We start from the raw sequence: 20,521 nt of genomic DNA, 5'->3' as shown, positions 1-20,521 counted from the left end.
TTTCTATAAATAATTTTCTTGGGGGGCCCCCCCGCCCCCCCCCCGCCCCGCCCGGCGCCCCCCCCCCCCCCCCCCCGGGCCACGACACTTGAAGTTGTGGCGAGCGACACCTCCAACGCCGAGACTTAAGCCACCAGCGACAGCTTCGGCAGGCTCGCGACCACCGACTGGTTGCGGCCGCCGGCTTTTGCGGCGTAGAGCGCCTTGTCGGCGGCGGCGACCAGGAGCGGCCAGTCCATGCCGGTGGTGGGAACGAGGCTCGCGATGCCGCAGGACACCGTCGAGCTCGTGTGGTCGTCGGACCAGCCCTGCACCTTCGCGCGGATCTTCTCGGCCACCGTGAGGGCGTCGGTGACCGAAGTGCCCGGCAGCAGCACGGCGAATTCCTCGCCGCCATAGCGCGCGGCGCAGTCGCTGGCGCGGCTCACCGAATCGGAAATGCAGATGGCGATGCCGACCAGCACCTGGTCGCCGGCCTGGTGGCCGAACGTGTCGTTGTAGGCCTTGAAGTGATCGGCATCGATCATCAAGAGCGCGATCGGCGTCTGCTGCCGCATCGCGCGGCGCCATTCGACGTCGATCACCTGGTCGAACTTGCGGCGGTTCTTCAGGCCGGTGAGCGCGTCGGTCGTCGCCATCTCCTCGAGCTTGCGCTCGGCCTCGGCGCGCCGGCCGATCTCGCGCGCGAGCACCAGCGTCGATGCCAGCATGAACACGCTGAGCGCCAGCACCACGGCGCCGATGCGGTAGGCTTCCTTCTGCCAGAGCTCGAACACGGCGTTCAGTGGCTTGCCTGCCACCACGAATAGCGGGCTGCTCCCACTACTGCGGACATAGAGCCGCGGCGTGCCGTCGATCGGCCCCTGTCCGGCGAATGCGCCGCCGACCTTCAGATTTTCGGCCTTCCAGACCGGCCGGTTGGCCAGATTCGTGCCGATCACGTCGAGATCAAACGGCCGCCGCATCATGACGGTACGGTCGCGCCTGAGCACGGTGATGGTGTCGTCGGCATCGAGGCTCAGCCGCTCGAACAATTCGTGGAAATAGCTGAAGCGGATCGATCCGGCGACGACGCCGAGGAAGCCCCCGTCGGTGTCGCTGATACGCCGGCTCAGCACGATCGAATAGGCGCCGCGGAACAGCATGGGACGGCTGATGAAGAGGCCTGCGTCCGGATTGTCGCGATGAGCCTTGAAGTAATCCTCGTCGCTGCGGTTCTCGGCAACGGGATCGAGCGTGGAGGCGTCGATGGTTAGCCGGCCGTCGGCGTCGAACACCTGGATCGCGCCGAAATGCCTCGCCGTGGTCGCATGGTCGAACAGGATGAGGTGACGGATCGGCTTCGAGACCGTGGCTATCTCCGGCAGCAGCATGTTGCTGGCGACCGCCTTGAGGGCCAGGTCGTAGATCTCGATGTTGCGGCTGACGTCGGACTCGATGGTCGTCGCCAGGTTTTCCAACGTCTGGCGGGCGAGCGCCTCCTCGCCGCGGCGCATGTCCAGCATGACGTTGACGCAAATGGCGGAAAAGCCGATCACCGTCACCACGGACGAGATGATCAGCAGTTTCGCCGAAAGCCGCCATGGCCGCCGGGCCGTGACGTCGCGCCATCGAGACAACATCATTTGCTCCCGACATTAGTGAATGCGCCCGAAAGCTTGAGCAGTGTTTAAGCCGGGACGGCGCTGCCGGAATGAGTTAAAAATTGGTTTCCGCGGCTGACGTTTTTGGGCAAAGCGGGGCTTCGACCAGCGAAGAGGACAGCGGTGAACGACTACGACGCGTTGCGCGATTATCTGATGCGGCAGAAGCAGGCGGAATTCGTGCTGACCTATGAACAGATCGAAGAGATCATCGGCGCGGCCCTGCCGCGCGCGGCGAATCGTGCCTCATGGTGGGACAGCCTGCGCAGCCCGGACATCCAGATGCCCCAGCGCGAAGCCTGCCTCGCCGCGGGTTTCAAGGCGATGCGAATGCCGGACGGTGCGAGCGTGCGGTTCACGAAGCTGAAGAGCGACCGGCGGCGGCCAGTATCGTAGGGTGGGCAAAGCGAAGCGTGCCCACCACCTCTGTTGCAATGTTGGATTGATGGTGGGCACGGCGCAAGTGCGCCTTTGCCCACCCTACGGGACCGGACTCGCGTTGAGATCAGCTCGCCGCTTCCAGGCGCACTTCCGTGAGCAGGCGCATCGCGGCGTCGGCGTCCATGGGTTCGCCGAAGGCAAACCCCTGCGCGTATTCGCAGCCCATCTGGTAGAGCTCGACCGCGTCGGAATCGGTCTCGGCACCTTCGGCGACCACGTCCATGCCGAGGTCGTGCGCGAGCGCGATGATGGATTTCAGGATCACCGGGCGGGTGCCGCGGTTGGTGGTGCGCACGAAGGACTGGTCGATCTTGATGGTGTCGAACGGGAAGCGCTGCAGATAGGCCAGCGACGAATGGCCGGTGCCGAAATCGTCGAGCGACAGCCCGGTGCCGAGCTCGCGGATCCGCGTCAGCATCTGCGCCGCGTGCTCCGGATTCTCCATCACCAGCGATTCCGTCAATTCCAGCTTCAGCGTGCCGCGCGCGACCGAGGAGCGCGACAGCACGGTGCGGATGTCGTGGATCAGATCGTGGCGCAGCAATTGCCGCGAGGAGACGTTGACGGATGCGAAGATCGGCTCGCGCGAGCGCATCGCGCGCTGCCAGATCGAGAGCTGCTTGGCGGTCTGGTCGAGCACGAACATGCCGAGGTCGATGATCAGGCCGGTCTCTTCCGCGATGGTGATGAATTCCGACGGCGCCATGCGTCCGAGCTTGGGATGATCCCAGCGCACCAGCGCCTCGAAGCCGGCGACGGAGCGGTCTTCGAGCCGCACGATCGGCTGGTACAGGATCGTGAGCTCCTGCCGCTCGATGGCGCGGCGCAATTCGCTTTCCAGCGTCAGCCGGTCGGTTTTTCGCGCGCGCATCGCGGACTTGTAAACGTCGATGCGGTCGCCACCGATGCGCTTGGAGTGATACATCGCAAGCTCGGCGTCCTTGATGATCTCGTCCGTGAGCTGAACTTGCGGATCGGACAAGGCAAGGCCGATCGAGGCCGTGAGAAAGATCTCGCGTTCGTTGAAGGCGATCGGCGCGCGGATGGTCTTGCGGATGGTCTCGGCGAAAGCGGTGATGCGGGCGGGGTCCTGCTCCGAGAGCAGGATCAGGCCGAACTGGTCGCCGGCGAGCCGCGCCAGCGTATCCTGCGGCTTCAGGATGCGGGTGAGGCGGCGGGCCAGCGTCAGCAGGATGGAATCGCCGACCGCGATGCCGACGGAATCGTTGACCTGCTTGAAGCGGTCGAGGTCGATCACCATCAGCGTCGGCCGCAGCGTCGGCATGGTCTTGGCGAAATGCGCGACGGCGCCGAGCCGGTCCATGAACAGCTTGCGGTTGGGCAGGCCGGTGAGATTGTCATGCACGGAATCGTGCAGCAGGCGCTCCTCGGCGTTGCGCAGCTCGGTGACGTCGGTGAGGGTGCCGACCACGCGCGAGACCTCGCCGTCGGAGCCGACCACCGGGCGCGCCTTCAGCGCGAACCACATGAAGTGACCGTCCGGCGTGCGCAGGCGGAAATCCTGCACCAGGCGGCCGCGGCGCTGGTCGAGCACGCTGTCGAGCGCGGCGCGGAAACGATCCTGGTCGAGCGGGTGCAGCACTTCCAGCCAGGAGGCGGCCGGGCCTTCCAGCGTGCCGCGCTTGAGGCCGAGCAGGGCCTCGGTCTCGGGGCTTGTGAAGACCTTGTCGGCGGAAACGTCCCAGTCCCAGATCAGATCGCCGGAGCCGGCCAGAGCCAGCGCGCGGCGCTCGATGTCGGAGACGACGCCGGTGGTGGCGCCGCCGCCGGCGAAGGCATGCTGCATCACCGTGAAGCCGATCAGCATCACGATCAGCACGAGGCCGCCGAGCAGGGCAGGGCCGACGATGTCGTTGGTGACGGAGCCTGCGACCGTCATGCCGGCCGCGACCACCCAGACCACCAGCAGGAACCAGGTCGGGATCAGCAGCACCGCGCGGTCGAAGCCGTGGGTGGAGAGATAGACGATCAACGCGAAGCCGGCGAAGGCGATCAGCACCAGCGAGATGCGCGCGATGCCGGAAGCGACGGCGGGATCGAACAGGGCCAGCGCAACCAGCGAGCCCAGGAACGCGAGCCAGCCCACCGTGATGTGGGAATAGCGCACGTGCCATCGACTGAGATTGAGATAGGCGAACAGGAACACCAGCAGCGTCGCCGCCAGTATCGCCTCACCCGCCGCGCGCCAGATGCGCTCGGCGTTGTTCGACATGTCGAGCACCTTGCCCCAGAAGCCGAAATCGACGCCGATATAGACCAGCACCGCCCAGGCCAGCGCCGCGGCGGCCGGGAACATGATGCTGCCCTTGACCACGAACAGGATGGTCAGCACCAGCGCCAGCAAGCCGGAGATGCCGATCACGATGCCCTGGTACAGCGTGAACGAGTTGACCTTGTCCTTGTAGGATTCCGGCTCCCACAGATAGAGCTGCGGCAGCTTGTCGGTGCGCAGCTCCGCGACGAAGGTGACGACGGCGCCGGGATCGAGGGTGACGCGGAAGACGTCGGCGGTCGGGCTCTCCTGCCGCTCCGGCCGGTCGCCGGTCGAGGGCGTGATGGTCGCGATGCGGGACAGCCCGAGGTCGGGCCACAGCAGCCCCGAGGAGACGATGCGGTAATGCGGGGCGACGATCAGGCGGTCGAGCTGGTCGTCGGTGTTGTTGGCGAGCGCGAACACCACCCAGTTCTGGCCGCCTTCGCGGGCGCGCACCTCGATGCGGCGGACGATGCCGTCGGTGCCGGGCGCGGTGGAAACCTGGATGCGGTCGGCGTCGCTGCGCTGATGCTCGAGCACGCCGGTGAGGTCGATTGCGGGCGCGTCACCGCGGACGCTGACAGCGTCGAGCGCGCGCGCCGGGAACGCGCAGACGAGAATCATGAGGCCCAGCGCTATGGGCGCGAGGCACCTGATCAGACGCAAGGTCAGTTCTCCGCGTTCGACGCAAACTCTTCGGTGCAGGCTTTTCGGTGCACGGCGTTTTCCGAACGGAACAAAGTGGTTCGGTGCGTCGCGATAGATGCCACGAAAGCGAGGAAAATCAAAGGGTTTCCGGCTTGCCCTGTGGGCCGCTGGCCTAGACCTCCAACACAATTTTGCCAATATGTGCAGAGGTTTCCATCCGCCGGTGCGCGTCGGATGCCTTTTCCAGCGGGAAAGTGCTGTCCATCAGCGGCTTGACCCGGCCTTCGCGCAACAGCGGCATCACTTTCGCCTCGATCGCGGCCACCATCGCCGCCTTGTCCGCATTACTACGGGGGCGCAGCGTCGAGCCGGTGTGGGTCAGGCGCTTCACCATCACCTTGGCGATGTTGACGGTGACCTTGGGCCCGTTGAGGGTCGCGATCTGCACGATGCGGCCGTCGACCGCGGCGGCGTCATAGTTGCGATCGACATAGTCGCCGGCGACCATATCGAGGATCAGATTGGCGCCGGCATTGTTCGTCTCCGCCTTGACCACGGCGACGAAGTCTTCGTCCTTGTAGTTGATGGCCCGATCCGCGCCGAGCTTGAGGCAGGCATCGATCTTGTCCTGCGATCCCACGGTGACGATCACCTTGGCGCCGAACGCTTTTGCGAGCTGGATCGCCATGGTGCCGATGCCCGAGGAGCCGCCATGGATCAGCAGCGTCTCGCCGGCCTTCAGCCCGCCGCGCTCGAACACATTGTGCCAGACCGTCATCAGCGTTTCCGGCAGCGCACCGGCTTCCTTGATCGAGAGCGACGGCGGCACGCTCATCGCCTGACCGTCCTGGGCGATGCAGTACTGCGCATAACCGCCACCGGCGACCAGCGACATCACCTTGTCGCCGATCTTGTGCCGCTTGGCGTTGCTGCCGACGGCCACCACTTCGCCCGCGATTTCGAGGCCGGGCAGGTCGCTGGCGCCGGGCGGCGGCGGATAGGCGCCGGAGCGCTGCGCGACGTCGGGCCGATTGACGCCGGCGGCCTGCACCTTGACCAGGATCTCGTCGGGACCGGGCTGCGGCAGTGCCCGTTGTTCCGGCACCAGCACTTCCGGTCCGCCGGGTTTGGAGATGGCGACCACGGTCATTTGCGCGGGCAGCTTGTCCATGATGTGTCCTTGAGCAAAGGTGCGGGATGGAACGAGGCCATTGCTTAGCCAGCGCGGTGCAGGCTGGCAACCGCCTCAGCCGCTTGTGATGCGAACGCAGGAGGAACAAGGATGGCGATGGAAGACGACGACCGTCCGCGCAAAAAGATCAGCCATGACATCGGCCAGGATCTCTCACTCTTGTCAGTGGAGGAACTGACCGAGCGCATCGCGCTGCTCAAGGCCGAGATCGCAAGATTGGAAGAAGCCACAACAAAGAAGCGCGCCTCGCGCGATGCGGCCAACAGCGTTTTCAAGTCGTAGGGTCCGACGCTGGAGCGGGGCTGGCCTCACACACGGTCCTCATCCTGAGGAGCGCGGCACGCGCGTCTCGAAGGATGGCCGCGGGCGAGAGCAGGGCCTGCATGGTCCCGGCGATGCGAAGCATCGTCCGGAGACGCGCGCGAAGAGCGCGCTCCTCACCATGAGGGTCTGGTTTCGGCCTTCGCTGCGGATGCGCGTGAAGAATTCGTTCCACCGCCCACTCGGCCACTGACCGACATGGCTAACGAACCCTCAAAATAATCGCTCGTTTACTCCACATTAAGCTTTCGAGTTTATGACTGGGAACTGTCCTTGTTTGGACACCGAGTGGCTCCTGTCCACTCTGTTTGACGCCTCCCTGTTATCAACTTTCAAAGCCGCCGGTTTTCCGGCGGCTCTTTTTTGCGCCCAGCTCCGCCTTTTTGCATCTCGCCGCGGTTGAATTCCGAGCAAAGACCCGCGGAAACCATATCCGCGCTTGTCACTGGACTCGGCGTCGCGCCCGCGCAATGATTTGTTCATCATAAGCCGGCGCCAAAGCCGGGCAGTCAGACAGTTGCGTAAGGGGCGTTAACCATGGAACGTTTGCAAGCCGAAGGTGCTCTCGTTCAACTCAGCGAGCGGTTCACCAATTCTGCGGCGTTCGGCGTCCTGTTCCGCGAGGGCATGGACCTGGTCGAAGAGACCGCCGCCTATCTCGATGGCGCCGGCCGCACCGAGGCCAAGGCGCTCGATCGCGCCGTCAGCCTCACCTATGCGACCGAGAGCATGCGCCTGACCACCCGCCTGATGCAGCTCGCCTCGTGGCTGCTGCTGCACCGCGCGGTGAAGGAAGGCGAGATGACGCTGGGCCAGGCCAACCGCGAAAAAACCAAGGTCAAGCTCTCCGCCGCCGATCCCGGCTCGACCGACAGCATCGAGAAGCTGCCCTCGCAGCTCCAGGATTTGATCCATCGCTCGATGAGCCTCCAGACCCGCGTGCGCCGCCTGGACACCACCATCCACACGCCGCCGGTCGATCATTCCTCGATCGGCAACCCGCTGGTGCCGCATCTCAACGCGCTGAAGGCAGCGTTCGAGCGGTAAGCGCAGGTGCCGTAGGGTGGGCAAAGGCGCGCAGCGCCGTGCCCACCATTTCTCTCAGAATCGAAATCAAGGTTGGTGGGCACGCTACGCTTTGCCCACCCTACGAGTTCTCGGCCTGGTCGAGAGTACATCGCCCCAAAACAAAAACGCCCCCGGCTCTCCGGGGGCGTTTTCGTCTCCAGCCTCGAGGGGCCGGATCAATCCTTTTTGAGAAAGCCCGAAAACTTCTTCTGGAAGCGCGAGACGCGGCCGCCGCGATCCATCAGCTGCGCGTTGCCGCCGGTCCAGGCCGGGTGCGACTTGGGGTCGATGTCGAGGTTCAGCGTGTCGCCTTCCTTGCCCCAGGTGGAGCGGGTCAGATACTCGGTTCCGTCGGTCATCACGACCTTAATCGTATGATAGTTCGGGTGAATTTCGGCTTTCATGGCAATTCCTCGGCGCCCCGGCGCCTCACTTGAGTGGCTATCGAATGACGGATTTGGCGCGGTCTATACCCCACGAGGCCCTGTAAAACAAGCCGTTGCAGGGCCTTAGTAGGGGACCGGGCGGCCCCTTAAGGGACATCCCGGATTTGCCACTCCCGCTCGCGCGGCCTATCTGGAGCAGACTACCTCTCTTTGTCTTTTGGTCGGATCTCATGAGCGCAGTAGAACGGCTTGAAACCGGGCCCGCAGAAGCCCCGTCGATCGAGGCCGACCTGATCGAGGCGCCGGCGAAGAGCCGCGCCAAGCTGCGGCCGCTGCTGGCGCTCGCACCCTATGTGGCGCGCTATCGCGGTCGGGCGGCGCTGGCCTTTGTCGCGCTGACGATCGCGGCGTTGACCACCCTGCTGGTGCCGGTCGCGGTGCGCAGGATGATCGATTTCGGCCTGACGCCTGAGGGCATCGAGCTGATCAACAGCTACTTCTCGGTGATGATCGCCGTCGTCGCCGTGCTCGCGCTGGCGAGCGCCGCGCGCTACTACCTCGTGATGACGATCGGCGAGCGCATCGTCGCCGATCTCAGGCGCGACGTCTTCGCCCATCTGCTCTCGCTGTCGCCGGCCTTCTTCGATTCCGCGCGCAGCGGCGAGCTGGTGTCGCGCCTCACCGCCGACACCACCCAGATCAAATCCTCCGTCGGCGCCTCGGTTTCGATCGCGCTGCGCAATCTGATGATGTTCTTCGGCGCTGCGGCGATGATGGTGATCACCAGCCCGCGGCTATCAGGCTTCGTGCTGCTGGCCATTCCCCTGATCGTGCTGCCGCTGGTCGCCTTCGGGCGCTGGGTGCGCCGTCTGTCGCGCAATGCGCAGGACACGCTGGCCGAGGCCTCCGCCTACGCGAGCGAGCTGGTCGGTGCGATCCGCACCGTGCAGGCCTATACCAGCGAGAGCCTCGCCGAGAGGCGCTTCGGCGGCGAGGTCGAGCAGGCCTATGAAGCCGCGCGCACCTCCACGCAGGCGCGCGCCGTGCTCACCGCCATCATCATCTTCATCGTGTTCGCAAGCGTGGTCGCGATCCTCTGGATCGGCTCGCACGACGTGCTCACAGGCACCATCACGCCGGGCCGGCTCGGCCAGTTCGTGCTCTATGCGGCCTTCGCCGCGGCTGGCCTCGGCCAGCTCAGCGAGGTCTGGGGCGAGATCTCGGCGGCATCCGGCGCTGCCGAGCGCCTGTTCGAGATTCTGCATGTGCAGCCGGACATCACCGCGCCCACGTCGCCGCGCGCGCTGCCGGTGCCGGCGCGCGGCGAAGTCGGCTTCGACCAGGTCAGCTTCGCCTATCCGGCGCGGCGCGACGTCAATGTGCTCGATGCCGTGTCGTTCACCGTGCGCCCCGGCGAGAAGGTTGCCATCGTCGGTCCGTCCGGCGCCGGCAAGAGCACGATCTTTCATCTGCTGTTGCGCTTCTACGATCCGCGCAGCGGCGCGATCTCGCTCGACGGCGTGCCGGTCAAATCCGCCGATCCGCGTGAATTCCGCTCCCGCATCGCGCTGGTGCCGCAGGAATCCAACGTGTTCGCGGCCAGCGCCCGCGACAACATCCGCTTCGGCCGGCCCGATGCCACCGACGCCGAGGTCGAGCGTGCCGCCGAGCTCGCGCACGCCGCCGAATTCATCCGCCGCCTGCCCGAAGGTTTCGACACGCCGCTTGGTGAGCGCGGCGTGACGCTATCAGGCGGCCAGCGCCAGCGCATCGCGATCGCGCGTGCCATCCTGCGCGATGCGCCGCTGTTGCTGCTGGATGAAGCCACTTCCGCGCTCGATGCCGAAAGCGAGACGCTGGTGCAGACCGCACTGGAAGAGCTGATGCGCCACCGCACCACGCTCGTGATCGCGCACCGCCTCGCCACCGTCTTGTCGTGCGACCGCATCCTGGTGATGGACCAGGGCAGAATCGTCGAGCAGGGCACGCATGCGGAGCTCGTGGCCGCGAACGGGCTTTATGCAAGGCTGGCGAGGTTGCAGTTCGAGGGGGCGTGAGGCGAGGGCGCTCGGAACGCCGCCCCACTCAAGGTGTCATCACCCGCGAAAGCGGGTGATCCAGTACTCCGAGACGGAAGTGATCAACCGATAAGCCGCGGCGTACTGGATTCCCCGCCTTCGCGGGGAATGACAGCGGAGGTTTTGGAAGCCGCTTCGCGCCACATCGGCTTCCTCGAACAGCACGAGCGGATCTTCCGCATCGCAAGATTGGTCGGGCTGTGTGCTTTGCCGGTGCCGGTGCTGCGACTGCGCTCGGACCAGCGAACCAGGCGGCTTCGTTTCCGCTGGCTTGCCCTTGTCGGACGCGAAGGGGACGGAGTGCCCGCCTCATCGAGGCCCGCTGCTAGGCCAGTATGAGACATCGGAGGCGGCGATGTGGTATCCGAAATCAATGCATGGAGCCAAGCCTCGTGACTTGTGTTCTCAGACCGCCAACAGTTGAGGAGCTACCTACGCTCTCGGCCTTGTGCCTTAGATCGAAAGCTGTATGGGGCTACGGCAACGACTTCATGGAGGCCTGTCGGAGCGAACTCACCATCGAAGCATGCGAACTCCAATCCAGTTCAATTGCAGTGGCAGAAGAGAACGGCAAGATCGTCGGCGTCGCCCAAGTCAGGGTCACTGGAAGCTGGGCTGATTTGTTGAAGTTGTTCGTCGAGCCGACGATGCTTCGCGGTGGCTTGGGAATGAAGTTGTTTCATTGGGCTGCCAGCGAAGCAACAGCGATGGGTGCTCACCGCATGGCGATCGAGGCCGACCCAGATGCCGCGCCATTCTATCGACGCATGGGGGCGAAGGACTCCGGCTTTGCTCCGTCCGGCTCGATACCTGGCAGAATGCTTCCCAAGCTGATCAAGGAGCTGGGATCGATGTGAAATCGCTCGGCCTTCGGTGGCCCCGAACGGTTGGTCACGACGTTCGCGCTCAGGGTAGACGGGACTTGGCCGCTCGACCGACAAACCGCGCTCACCGCCCTTAGCGGACACCAGCCTCACACGGCTCCTTAACTGAAGTGCCGTCGTGATTTGGAAACGTGCATGATTGTTCTCATCTGCCCAATCCTGTTCATCCTCCTCATCCTGTTCGCCATTCGACAGCAGAAGCGCGGCCTTGCGGGATGGAAAGCGGCCCTGCTTGTTGTCGCAGGTAGCGGCGTCATCGTTTTCATGAGTTTCGGCTTGCTCATCGTAGGCTTCCGCAACTTCGGATAGGCGCAGCCCGCGCCCTGAGCCGCGTGCATGAACCTTGCAGTTCCCCCAGATGTGGCGCCTAATCAGGTATCGCCGGCCAAAGGCTCGTCCGTAGGCGTCGGTGCCTGAGAGATGATTTGTGCTCCCGCCTCAACGGGAGTGCGCCTCATGGCCCAGCCGTACAGCAAAGAGACCCTCGAGCTTTTGGAGCGGGCGCAGCGAGCGATCGATGAGTCGATCCGGCTCCGCGAAGACAGCCACCGCGCGCTCCGCCAGGCTGAAAGCTGGCATTTCGATCTTGAGCTCCGCTTGAGCCGAGAGCGCCTCGCGGCGAGTTACGCGACAGCGCCGCTCATCGACACTTCGGCGACAGCGCCGGCACATTCGGCCACGGCCAATTCTTCCAGCTCCCGTCCTCATCAACGCAGGCCGATGGCTCAAGGCCATGCGTCGGAGCACTCGTCGTCTTGACCGGCGTGGCGAGGCGTTGGTCGACATAGCTCGTCGAGACATATCCGGCGACGATGACGCCGAGCAGGACCGAAGATCCCTTGGCCAGATCGCTCAGTTTCATCGGTCATCTCCATCCGCTTGCCGGCGCAACTTCCGGACACAACGACTAGCCGACGTCCCGGGATCCCGGCGTGACGGGCGTCACGCGCCCCAGAATCTAAGGTTGCCACTCCATCTTCAGCACCGGCCGGCCCGAGGTCGGGTTCACCTCGTCGCCGGCATGGGCAAAGCCGTTGCGCTCGTAGAAGCGGATGGCGCGGCTGTTGTCCTTGTTGACGAGCAGCGTCACGCCTGTCGGCGACAGGCGCTTGGCCTCGTCGACCAGCAGCCGCGCCGCGTCCGAGCCCCAATGCGCGGGATCGACCACGAGCTGGTCGAGATAGCCGTCGCCGTCGATGGTGACGAAGCCGGTCAGCGCGCCGTCCTGCTCCGCGACCACGATGGAGGCTTTCGGCACCAGGTCCCTACGCCAGCGTTCGCGCCACCAGTCCAGGCGCGTGGCGAAGTCGATCTGCGGATAGGCCTGCTGCCAGGTGCGATGCCAGAGGTCGATCGAGGCGGCCTCGTCCTCGGGTCGGTAGAGACGAAGGTGGAGGGCGCTCACTACCGCTCCGTCAGCTTCAGCTCGATGCGGCGGTTGCGCTTGTAGGCTTCCTCGGTGTTGGCGGTGTCGAGCGGCTGGAATTCGCCGAAGCCGGCGGCGACGAGGCGCTGGGCGGGCACGCCGAGCGAGATCAGGTACTGCACCACCGAGATCGAGCGGGCGGCCGAGAGGTCCCAGTTCGACTTGAAGTTCGGCCCGTTGACCGGGCGCACGTCGGTGTGGCCGTCGACGCGCAGCACCCAGGGGATCTCGTTCGGGATCTTCTTGTCGAGGTCGATCAGCGCGGTCGCCAAAGTGTCGAGCTCGGCGCGGCCTTCGGGCAGCAGCACCGCCTGTCCGGTGTCGAAGAACACTTCGGACTGGAATACGAAGCGGTCGCCGACGATGCGGATGTCGGGGCGGTTGCCGAGGATGGCGCGCAGGCGGCCGAAGAATTCCGAGCGGTAGCGCGACAATTCCTGCACGCGCTGCGCCAGGGCGACATTCAGGCGAGAGCCCAGATCGGCAATTCGGTTTTGCGATTCCTTGTCGCGCTTCTCGGAGACGTCGAGCGCTTCTTCCAGCGCCGCCAATTGCCGCCGCAGCGCGCTGATCTGCTGGTTCAGCACCTCGATCTGCGCCAGCGCGCGGGCCGAAACCGCTTTCTCGGAGTCCAGCGCCTTGCCGAGCTCGGAGGATTTGCCTTGCGCGTCATTGCCCGCGGCGGCCAGCCCCTCATAGAGGCCCTTGATGCGGTCGCGCTCGCTCTCGGCCGAGGCGAGGCCGGCTTTCAGCGACGAGACCTGGTCGTCCAGCGTGAGCTTGCCGAGCTTCTCCAGCGACAGCAGCTCGTTGAGCTGCGCGATCTTGGCGTTGAGCAGCTCCAGCGCCTTGTCCTTGCCCGTGACCTCCTGCGAGAGGAAGAACTGCACCACCAGGAACACCGACAGCAGGAACACGATCGACAGCACCAGCGTCGACAGCGCGTCGACGAAGCCGGGCCAATAGTTGAAGGAGGTATCGCCGCGACGGCCGCGCGCCAGTGCCATGTCGCTAACCCTTCTCGGGCTGACGCGCGATGCGCTCCAGCAGGCGCCGGATCTCGCGGTTCTGCTCGCCCTGGCCGTCGGCCCATTCGCGGATCATCTGCTGCTCGGTCCGCATATGCGAGACCAGCGCCTGGATGGCTTCGGCGAGGCTTGCCATCGCCGCGGTGGTGCCGCGGCTGCCGCTGCCTTCCTCGAGCACCGTGCGCAAGCGCTCGACGACGGCCTGAAGCTCGCCGCTGGCAATGCCGCCGCCACCGGCGGCGACCGCCACTTCGCCGCTGCCATATTCGCGGACGGTGGTGGCAAGCCAGTCTTCGAGATCGGTGTAGAAACGGTTCTGCGCCTGGCTCGATTGCAGGTCGAGGAAGCCCAGGATCAGCGAGCCGGCGAGACCGAACAGCGAGCTCGAGAACGAGATGCCCATGCCGCCGAGCGGGGCGGCCAGCCCCTCCTTCAGCGTGTCGAACAGGGCGCCGGAATCGCCCCCGACCTTGAGCCCGTCGATCACCTTGCCGACCGAGCCGACCGTCTCGATCAGGCCCCAGAAGGTGCCGAGCAGTCCCAGGAAGACCAGAAGCCCGGTCATGTAGCGGGAGATGTCGCGGGCTTCGTCGAGGCGGGTCGCGATCGAATCGAGCAGGTGCCGCATGGTGGTCTGGGTGATCGACATCCGCCCGGTGCGCTCGCCGCCGAGGATCATTGCCATCGGCGCCAGCAGCTTGGGGTGGCGGGCGGGCGCAAGGCCGGGGTCGGCGATGCGGAAATTGTTGACCCAGGACACTTCGGGATACAGCCGGATCACCTGGCGGAAGGCCAGGATGATGCCGATGAACAGCACGCCGCCGATCAGCGCATTGAGCCCGGGATTGGCGAAGAAGGCCTGGATGATCTGCTTGTAGAGCACCACCCCCACCAGGGTGCAGAGCACCAGGAAGACCAGCATCCGCACCAGGAAGACGCTGGGCGAGGATAGCTTGGTATATTCGATGTCGAGGGAGGAGCGGGGCGAGGCGCCTGGCGGCATGGCCGGTATCATCCGTTAACTTGCTTGCGGGGCGCACTATGGCACAGCGCCCGCCCAAAAAAAGCGCCGGATGCGCCGATTTCGGGGAGAGCTGGGGAACCCAACGCTGAAACCGGGCTTTGGTAAGGACATACTTTCCAAATCGTCGGCATTCCACAGGTTCAGTTCGCACTTTTCCCCTTGGCGCCCAAGACTTGCCGTCCAAGATCTGCCGCCCAAAGACGGAGTCGTCGCATGAGCGTCGTGTCCGCGATCATCGGGACTGCCGAACGGGTGCCTTTGCCTGATGTCGTGATCCGCGCGGCGATCCAGCGCCTGTGCTCGCGCACGGTGACGCGGCTGTCCGCGCTGGGCGGGGCGGATGATGCCGCCTTCGCCGGGCGGATGATGCTGCGGCCGATCGCCGAGGACGCGGATGCCGGGCACGAGGGGGTGCCAGCTTCGTTCTTTGCGAAGGTGCTCGGTCCCAACCGCAAATACTCCTGCTGCTTCTACAAGACCGGCGCGACCACCTTGCGGGAGGCCGAGGAGGAGGCGCTGCGCCAGACCGCCGAGCATGCCGCTCTCGCCGACGGCCAGACCATCCTCGAGCTCGGCTGCGGCTGGGGCTCGCTGTCGCTGTGGATGGCGCGGCAGTTTCCGCACGCCAAGGTCACCGCGGTGTCGAGCTCACAGGCGCAGCGCGCCCATATCGAGGACGAGGCGCGGCTGCGCGGTCTCCTCAACCTGCGCGTGATCTGCGCGGACATCAACGTGTTCGCGCCCGATGGGCAATTCGACCGCATCGTCTCGGTCGAGATGTTCGAGCATGTGATGAACTGGCGCAAGCTGATGACGCGCCTGCGCGCGTGGCTCGCGCCGGAGGGGCGGTTCTTCATGCACATCGTCGCCCATCGCTCCGGCTCTCACCTGTTCGACCGGGCCGATCGCGACGACTGGATCGCGCAGCGCGTCTCCACGGGCGGGCTGATGCCGAGCCATCACCTCGTCAGGCAATTCGACGATATCTTCACCGTGGAGAAGGAATGGTGCTGGAGCGGCACGCATTATCAGCGCACCGCCAACGACTGGCTCGCCAATTTCGACACGCATCGCGATGCCATCGAGGCGGCCTTGCGCAACGTCCATGGCGAGGAGACCGGCCTGCGGATGCGACGCTGGCGCTGGTTCTTTCTCGCGACCTCGGGCCTGTTCGGCTATGCCGATGGCAACGAATGGGGCGTCAGCCACTACCGGATGAGGGCGGCGGCGTAATTGCGATGTTCCGTCGCAGCATGCGGCGGTGGAACCGGACTCACAATCGGGTGAGGCGCGAAAAGCGCACTGAAGTCAGCACCATAGACCGTGTGACATTGGGCCGCCCGCAAGGTGCGTTGCGTCGCAGCACGTCCCCTCTATTTTGGCGGCATCGCCAGCGCGGAATCGCCGAGAACAGGCCCCGCGCAGCGTGATCAGTTTCAACAATATCGGGGCACTTAACTTCATGTCAGGACTTCGCGCGCGATCGGCATGCGTTGCAATGATGCTCGCGGCCTTTACGCCGCTATTGGCAGGCTGCGACGAATCCAGCTCCGCCATTTCAGCCGCCCAGCCCAACGATCCCGACGTCAGCATCGTCATCGTCAAGCCGCAGCCGCGCGCCGTTGTGCGCGAGCTGCCGGGCCGCATTGCGCCGACGCGCGTCTCCGACGTGCGGCCGCGCGTGTCCGGCATCGTGGTCGAGCGTCTGTTCCGACAGGGCAGCGAGGTGAAGGCCGGTGATCCGCTGTACCGTATCGATCCGCGTCCGTTCGAGGTCGAGGTGATGGCCAACGATGCCGCGGTCGCCAAGGCCGAGGCCGCGTTGATGCAGTCGCAGCAGCAGGCGCGCCGCATTGCCACGCTCACCAGCCAGCGCGCCGCGCCCGAAGCCGAGAACGAGAAGGCGATCGCGGCCGAGCGCCAGGCTCATGCCGAGGTCGAGGGCCGCAAGGCCGATCTCGCGCGCGCCAAGCTCAATCTCGACTATGCCACCGTACGCGCGCCGATCGACGGCGTCGTCGGTGCTGCCCTGGTCAGCGAGGGCGCGCTCGCGGTCCAGAACGAGACCAATCTGGCCACGATCCAGCAGCTCGATCCGATCTATGCGGATTTCACCCAGTCGGTGAACGAGCTCAACCAGCTCCGCCGCGCCTTCGAGAGCGGTGACCTCGAGCGCATCGCGCCTGACGCCGCCAAGGTGCATCTCGTGCTCGACGACAACACGCTCTACTCGCTCGACGGCAAGTTGCTGTTTTCGGATGCCAAGGTCGACGCCAATACCGGTCAGGTGACCTTGCGCGGTGAGTTCCGCAATCCCAAACGCGAATTGCTGCCGGGCATGTATGTCCGCGTCCGCATCGACCAGGGTCTCGATAGCGACGCGATCGCGGTGCCGCAGCAGGCGATCCAGCGCAATGGCGGCGGCGGCAGCGAGGTGTTCGTCGTCAAGGACGACAATCGCATCGCAGTGCAGCCGGTGCGCACCGGTTCGGTGCAGGACGGAATCTGGTTCGTCACCGACGGCTTGAAGGCCGGCGACAAGGTCGTGGTCGAAGGCTTCCAGAAGTTCGCCGCCGGCGACAAGGTCAAGCCGCAATCCTGGTCGGAAGCGGATGCGACTGCCGATAACCGGCACGCCCAGAAGCTGATGCGGTAACGTTCGGGCGTCGCGACTGTCTTGATCCCTCATCCTGAGGAGCCCGCAAAGCGGGCGTCTCGAAGGATGGCCACGGGCGAGAGCCGGGCCTTCATGGTTCGAGACGCGCTTCGCGCTCCTCACCATGAGGGACTAGTGAAACAACGAGGTTAAAAGCGGTAATGGCGAGCTTCTTCATTGACAGGCCGATCTTCGCCTGGGTGGTCGCGCTGTTCATCTGTCTGGTCGGCGCAATTTCGATTCCGCTGTTGCCGATCGCGCAGTATCCGATCATTGCGCCGCCCTCGATTTCGATCTCGACCAGCTATCCCGGCGCCTCGCCCGAAAACCTCTACAACAGCGTCACGCGGCTGATCGAGGAGGAGCTCAACGGCGCCTCCGGCATCCTCAATTTCGAATCCACCAGCGACTCGCTCGGCCAGGTTGAGATCATCGCCAATTTCGTGCCGGGCACCGATACCAGCGCCGCCTCGGTCGAGGTGCAGAACCGCATCAAGCGCGTCGAGGCGCGGCTGCCGCGCGCGGTGATCCAGCAGGGCATTCTGATCGAGGAAGCCTCCAGCGCGGTGCTCCAGATCATCACGCTGAACTCGACCGACGGCAGCCTGGACGAGGTCGGGCTGGGCGACTTCATGATCCGTAACGTGCTCGGCGAGATCCGCCGCATCCCCGGCGTCGGCCGCGCCACGCTGTATTCGACCGAACGCAGCCTGCGCGTCTGGGTCGATCCGGCCAAGCTGGTCGGCTATGGCCTGACCGCCGACGACGTCAACAAGGCCATTGCCGCGCAGAACGCGCAGGTCGCTTCCGGCAGCATCGGCGCCGAACCGTCGACCTCGACCCAGCGCACCTCCGCGCTGGTGCTGGTCAAGGGCCAGCTCTCGTCCCCGGATGAATTCGGCACCATCATCCTGCGCGCCAATGCCGACGGCTCGACCGTGCGGCTGCGTGATGTCGCGCGCATCGAGGTCGGCGGCCTGAGCTACCAGTTCAACACCCGTCTCGACGGCAAGCCGACCGCCGGCCTCTCCGTGCTGATGTCGCCGACCGGTAATGCGCTGGCGACCGCGAGCGCCGTCGAAGAGAAGATGAAGGAGCTGTCGCGCTTCTTCCCGGCCAATATCGGCTACGAGATTCCCTACAACATCACGCCCGTGGTCGAGGCCTCGATCAAGAAGGTGCTGTCGACGCTGGTCGAAGCCATCGTGCTGGTGTTTGTGGTGATGTTCCTGTTTCTGCAGAACATCCGCTACACCATCATTCCGACCATCGTGGTGCCGGTAGCGCTGCTGGGCGCCTGTACCACGCTGCTGCTCGCCGGCTACTCCATCAACATGCTCTCGATGTTCGGCATGGTGCTCGCGGTCGGCATCCTGGTCGACGATGCCATCGTCGTGGTCGAGAACGTCGAGCGCATCATGGCCGAGGAGGGGCTACCGCCGAAGGAAGCGACGCGCAAAGCGATGTCGCAGATCACCGGCGCCATCATCGGCATCACGCTGGTATTGATGGCCGTGTTCGTGCCGATCGCGTTCTTCCCGGGCTCAGTCGGCATCATCTACCGCCAGTTCTCCGTGACCATGGTCGCCGCGATCGGCTTCTCCGCCTTCCTGGCACTGTCGCTGACGCCGGCGCTGTGTGCGACGCTGCTCAAGCCCGTCGCTGCCGGCCACGGTCACGCCAAGAAGGGCGTGTTCGGCTGGTTCAACCGGATGCTCGAGGGCGGCAAGGAGGGCTATTCCCGCACCGTCGGTTTCTCGCTGAAGCGCACCGGCCGCTTGATGCTGGTCTATGTCGCGCTGCTCGCCGGCCTGTCCTGGGCCTTCGTCAATCTGCCCGGCGGCTTCCTCCCCGTCGACGACCAGGGCTTCGTCACCACCGACGTGCAGACGCCGTCGGATTCGTCCTATGGCCGGACCGAGGCGGTGATCGAGAAAGTGGAAAAATATTTGGCGCAACGGCCGGGCGTCGATAACGTCACCTTTCTTACCGGCTTCAGCTTCTCCGGCCAGGGCATGAACACCGCGCAGGCCTTCATCACCTTGAAGGACTGGTCGGAGCGCGGGCCGAAGGATTCGGCAGCGGCGATCGTTGCCGACATCAACCGCGATCTGTCGTCGTCGATCCGCGACGCAAAAATCTCCGCGCTGCAGCCGCCGCCGATCGACAATCTCGGCAATTCCTCGGGCTTCTCGTTCCGGCTCCAGGACCGCGGCCAGAAGGGCTATCCGGCCTTGATGCGCGCCGCCGATCAGTTGATCGCGGAGGCCAATGCAAGCGCTGTGCTTCAGAAGGTCTATGTCGAAGGCCTGCCCGAGGCGGGCGTGGTCAATCTCGTGATCGACCGAGAAAAGGCCGGCGCCTTCGGCGTCACCTTCGAGGACATCAACAACACGATCTCGACCAATCTCGGCTCGAACTACATCAACGACTTCCCGAACCGCGGCCGCATGCAGCGCGTCGTGGTGCAGGCCGATGCCCGCGACCGCATGCGCACCGAGGACATCCTCAACTACAACGTCAAGAACAGCCGCGGCCAGCTGGTGCCATTCTCGTCCTTTGCCACCGTGGAATGGGCGCGCGGACCGACGCAGATCGCCGGCTTCAATTATTATCCGGCGGTGCGCATCTCGGGCGAGGCGAAACCCGGCTTCACCTCGGGCGATGCCATCGCCGAGATGGAACGGCTCGCAGGCAAGCTGCCGCGCGGCTTCGGCTATGAATGGACCGGGCAGTCGCTCCAGGAGAAACTGTCGGGTTCGCAGGCGCCGTTCCTGCTCGGGCTCTCGGTGTTCGTGGTGTTCCTGTGCCTGGCCGCCCTTTACGAGAGCTGGACCATTCCGCTCGCGGTGCTGCTCACCGTGCCGCTCGGCATCGTCGGCGCGGTGGTCGCGGCGATGCTGCGCGGCCTGCCCAACGACGTCTATTTCACCGTCGGTCTGATCACCATCATTGGCCTTGCGGCCAAGGACGCGATTCTCATCATCGAGTTCGCCAAGGATCTGCGGAAAGAAGGCAAGCCGCTGGTGGACGCCACCATCGAGGCCTGCCGCCTGCGCTTCCGCCCGATCCTGATGACCGGCCTCGCCTTCATCTGCGGCGTGCTGCCGATGGCCATCGCCCATGGCGCCGGCGGCGCCAGCCAGCAGGCACTCGGCAGCATCGTGATGGGCGGCATGATCGCGGTGGTGATCCTGGCGCTGCTGATGGTCCCGGTGTTCTTCGTCTCGGTGCAACGCGTGCTGGGCGGGGATCGGGAGAAGGTGGCGAAGGAGGCCGAGATGTATGGGCCGCCCGCGCCGGCAAGGGCCGGCCACTGAACGGCCGGGAAATCGCATATGGCGCGCACGTGCGGCGGCATCGGCAGTGGGCTCCCTCTCCCGCTTGCGAGGGCTTTGCGTAAATCGCGAATCTGCGATTCTCTAAGAGACATCTGAAGAGGATCTGGGGA

17 protein-coding genes are annotated in these 20,521 nt (G+C 65.1%); 9 read left to right on the top strand and 8 right to left on the bottom strand.

Annotated features, from left to right (window positions below; all coding sequences use genetic code 11):
* Nucleotides 1-125: 125 nt before the first annotated feature.
* Nucleotides 126-1,622, bottom strand: a complete 1,497-nt coding sequence (locus AC0L3A_RS34620) for a sensor domain-containing diguanylate cyclase (protein WP_007599885.1) — start codon at nucleotides 1,620-1,622, stop codon at nucleotides 126-128.
* Between the two features lie 144 nt (nucleotides 1,623-1,766).
* Here AC0L3A_RS34620 and AC0L3A_RS34615 point away from each other — a divergent pair, with 144 nt between their 5' ends.
* The gene (locus tag AC0L3A_RS34615) at nucleotides 1,767-2,039 is read left to right on the top strand and encodes a DUF7662 domain-containing protein (protein ID WP_007599886.1); all 273 of its coding nucleotides are present in this window, start codon (nucleotides 1,767-1,769) and stop codon (nucleotides 2,037-2,039) included.
* Between the two features lie 109 nt (nucleotides 2,040-2,148).
* Here the strand turns inward: AC0L3A_RS34615 and AC0L3A_RS34610 are convergent, their stop codons facing one another.
* Both AC0L3A_RS34610 and AC0L3A_RS34605 read right to left on the bottom strand, forming a co-directional pair.
* Nucleotides 2,149-5,025 carry an EAL domain-containing protein gene (locus AC0L3A_RS34610; RefSeq protein WP_026232774.1) on the bottom strand — a complete coding sequence of 959 codons (2,877 nt, stop codon included), beginning with the start codon at nucleotides 5,023-5,025 and terminating at the stop codon, nucleotides 2,149-2,151.
* 154 nt (nucleotides 5,026-5,179) lie between these two features.
* A complete protein-coding gene (locus AC0L3A_RS34605; protein ID WP_007599890.1) occupies nucleotides 5,180-6,178 on the bottom strand; it encodes an NAD(P)H-quinone oxidoreductase in 999 nt (332 codons plus the stop codon).
* A 111-nt stretch (nucleotides 6,179-6,289) separates the two neighbouring features.
* Between AC0L3A_RS34605 and AC0L3A_RS34600 the strand changes: the two genes are divergently transcribed.
* Both AC0L3A_RS34600 and rcdA read left to right on the top strand, forming a co-directional pair.
* Nucleotides 6,290-6,481 (top strand): DUF1192 domain-containing protein, encoded by a 192-nt coding sequence (locus tag AC0L3A_RS34600; RefSeq protein ID WP_007599892.1) that lies wholly within the window; start codon nucleotides 6,290-6,292, stop codon nucleotides 6,479-6,481.
* Between the two features lie 576 nt (nucleotides 6,482-7,057).
* Complete coding sequence (gene rcdA, locus AC0L3A_RS34595) at nucleotides 7,058-7,567, top strand: protease adaptor protein RcdA (protein ID WP_007599893.1); 510 nt, start codon at nucleotides 7,058-7,060, stop codon at nucleotides 7,565-7,567.
* Between the two features lie 197 nt (nucleotides 7,568-7,764).
* On the opposite strand, the gene rpmE is transcribed toward rcdA, so the two are convergent.
* Complete coding sequence (gene rpmE / locus AC0L3A_RS34590; RefSeq protein ID WP_007599895.1) at nucleotides 7,765-7,992, bottom strand: 50S ribosomal protein L31; 228 nt, start codon at nucleotides 7,990-7,992, stop codon at nucleotides 7,765-7,767.
* Nucleotides 7,993-8,204: 212 nt separating this feature from the next.
* Here rpmE and AC0L3A_RS34585 point away from each other — a divergent pair, with 212 nt between their 5' ends.
* The 3 genes from AC0L3A_RS34585 (at nucleotide 8,205) to AC0L3A_RS34575 (ending at nucleotide 11,245) form a co-directional block, all read left to right on the top strand.
* Complete coding sequence (locus AC0L3A_RS34585) at nucleotides 8,205-10,031, top strand: ABC transporter ATP-binding protein/permease (RefSeq protein WP_354200415.1); 1,827 nt, start codon at nucleotides 8,205-8,207, stop codon at nucleotides 10,029-10,031.
* Between the two features lie 512 nt (nucleotides 10,032-10,543).
* Complete coding sequence (locus AC0L3A_RS34580) at nucleotides 10,544-10,909, top strand: GNAT family N-acetyltransferase (protein ID WP_157158624.1); 366 nt, start codon at nucleotides 10,544-10,546, stop codon at nucleotides 10,907-10,909.
* 162 nt (nucleotides 10,910-11,071) lie between these two features.
* Nucleotides 11,072-11,245, top strand: a complete 174-nt coding sequence (locus AC0L3A_RS34575) for a hypothetical protein (RefSeq protein ID WP_007599901.1) — start codon at nucleotides 11,072-11,074, stop codon at nucleotides 11,243-11,245.
* A gap of 331 nt (nucleotides 11,246-11,576) precedes the next feature.
* On the opposite strand, the gene AC0L3A_RS34570 is transcribed toward AC0L3A_RS34575, so the two are convergent.
* The 4 genes from AC0L3A_RS34570 to AC0L3A_RS34555 all read right to left on the bottom strand — a co-directional run bounded on the left by AC0L3A_RS34570 (nucleotide 11,577) and on the right by AC0L3A_RS34555 (nucleotide 14,393).
* Nucleotides 11,577-11,798, bottom strand: a complete 222-nt coding sequence (locus AC0L3A_RS34570) for a hypothetical protein (protein ID WP_007599912.1) — start codon at nucleotides 11,796-11,798, stop codon at nucleotides 11,577-11,579.
* A 96-nt stretch (nucleotides 11,799-11,894) separates the two neighbouring features.
* Nucleotides 11,895-12,341 (bottom strand): GNAT family N-acetyltransferase, encoded by a 447-nt coding sequence (locus AC0L3A_RS34565; protein WP_007599913.1) that lies wholly within the window; start codon nucleotides 12,339-12,341, stop codon nucleotides 11,895-11,897.
* The gene (locus tag AC0L3A_RS34560) at nucleotides 12,341-13,369 is read right to left on the bottom strand and encodes a peptidoglycan -binding protein (RefSeq protein ID WP_007599914.1); all 1,029 of its coding nucleotides are present in this window, start codon (nucleotides 13,367-13,369) and stop codon (nucleotides 12,341-12,343) included. Before AC0L3A_RS34560 ends, AC0L3A_RS34565 begins: the two co-directional genes overlap by 1 nt.
* Nucleotides 13,370-13,373: 4 nt before the next feature.
* Entirely contained in the window at nucleotides 13,374-14,393 is a 1,020-nt protein-coding gene (locus AC0L3A_RS34555; protein WP_007599915.1) for a hypothetical protein, read from the bottom strand.
* Nucleotides 14,394-14,627: 234 nt separating this feature from the next.
* Between AC0L3A_RS34555 and AC0L3A_RS34550 the strand changes: the two genes are divergently transcribed.
* The 3 genes from AC0L3A_RS34550 to AC0L3A_RS34540 all read left to right on the top strand — a co-directional run bounded on the left by AC0L3A_RS34550 (nucleotide 14,628) and on the right by AC0L3A_RS34540 (nucleotide 20,390).
* Nucleotides 14,628-15,647 (top strand): SAM-dependent methyltransferase, encoded by a 1,020-nt coding sequence (locus AC0L3A_RS34550; protein ID WP_473256060.1) that lies wholly within the window; start codon nucleotides 14,628-14,630, stop codon nucleotides 15,645-15,647.
* Nucleotides 15,648-15,876: 229 nt separating this feature from the next.
* Nucleotides 15,877-17,070: an efflux RND transporter periplasmic adaptor subunit gene (locus AC0L3A_RS34545; protein WP_088941393.1), complete on the top strand. Its 1,194-nt coding sequence runs from the start codon at nucleotides 15,877-15,879 to the stop codon at nucleotides 17,068-17,070.
* Nucleotides 17,071-17,231: 161 nt separating this feature from the next.
* Nucleotides 17,232-20,390, top strand: a complete 3,159-nt coding sequence (locus AC0L3A_RS34540; RefSeq protein WP_473256059.1) for a multidrug efflux RND transporter permease subunit — start codon at nucleotides 17,232-17,234, stop codon at nucleotides 20,388-20,390.
* Nucleotides 20,391-20,521: the final 131 nt, after the last annotated feature.

The organism is Bradyrhizobium sp. MI1.3 (assembly GCF_055811695.1).
This window is presented reverse-complemented; position numbering and strand designations above follow the sequence as displayed.

Bases quoted from the DNA above. Each gene is read 5' to 3' on its own strand.
- AC0L3A_RS34620 (WP_007599885.1), bottom strand. From the start codon at position 1,622: ATGTTGTCTCGATGGCGCGACGTCACGGCCCGGCGGCCATGGCGGCTT.
- AC0L3A_RS34605 (WP_007599890.1), bottom strand. From the start codon at position 6,178: ATGGACAAGCTGCCCGCGCAAATGACCGTGGTCGCCATCTCCAAACCC.
- AC0L3A_RS34600 (WP_007599892.1), top strand. From the start codon at position 6,290: ATGGCGATGGAAGACGACGACCGTCCGCGCAAAAAGATCAGCCATGAC.
- rcdA (WP_007599893.1), top strand. From the start codon at position 7,058: ATGGAACGTTTGCAAGCCGAAGGTGCTCTCGTTCAACTCAGCGAGCGG.
- rpmE (WP_007599895.1), bottom strand. From the start codon at position 7,992: ATGAAAGCCGAAATTCACCCGAACTATCATACGATTAAGGTCGTGATG.
- AC0L3A_RS34585 (WP_354200415.1), top strand. From the start codon at position 8,205: ATGAGCGCAGTAGAACGGCTTGAAACCGGGCCCGCAGAAGCCCCGTCG.
- AC0L3A_RS34580 (WP_157158624.1), top strand. From the start codon at position 10,544: ATGGAGGCCTGTCGGAGCGAACTCACCATCGAAGCATGCGAACTCCAA.
- AC0L3A_RS34575 (WP_007599901.1), top strand. From the start codon at position 11,072: ATGATTGTTCTCATCTGCCCAATCCTGTTCATCCTCCTCATCCTGTTC.
- AC0L3A_RS34570 (WP_007599912.1), bottom strand. From the start codon at position 11,798: ATGAAACTGAGCGATCTGGCCAAGGGATCTTCGGTCCTGCTCGGCGTC.
- AC0L3A_RS34560 (WP_007599914.1), bottom strand. From the start codon at position 13,369: ATGGCACTGGCGCGCGGCCGTCGCGGCGATACCTCCTTCAACTATTGG.
- AC0L3A_RS34555 (WP_007599915.1), bottom strand. From the start codon at position 14,393: ATGCCGCCAGGCGCCTCGCCCCGCTCCTCCCTCGACATCGAATATACC.
- AC0L3A_RS34550 (WP_473256060.1), top strand. From the start codon at position 14,628: ATGAGCGTCGTGTCCGCGATCATCGGGACTGCCGAACGGGTGCCTTTG.
- AC0L3A_RS34545 (WP_088941393.1), top strand. From the start codon at position 15,877: ATGTCAGGACTTCGCGCGCGATCGGCATGCGTTGCAATGATGCTCGCG.
- AC0L3A_RS34540 (WP_473256059.1), top strand. From the start codon at position 17,232: ATGGCGAGCTTCTTCATTGACAGGCCGATCTTCGCCTGGGTGGTCGCG.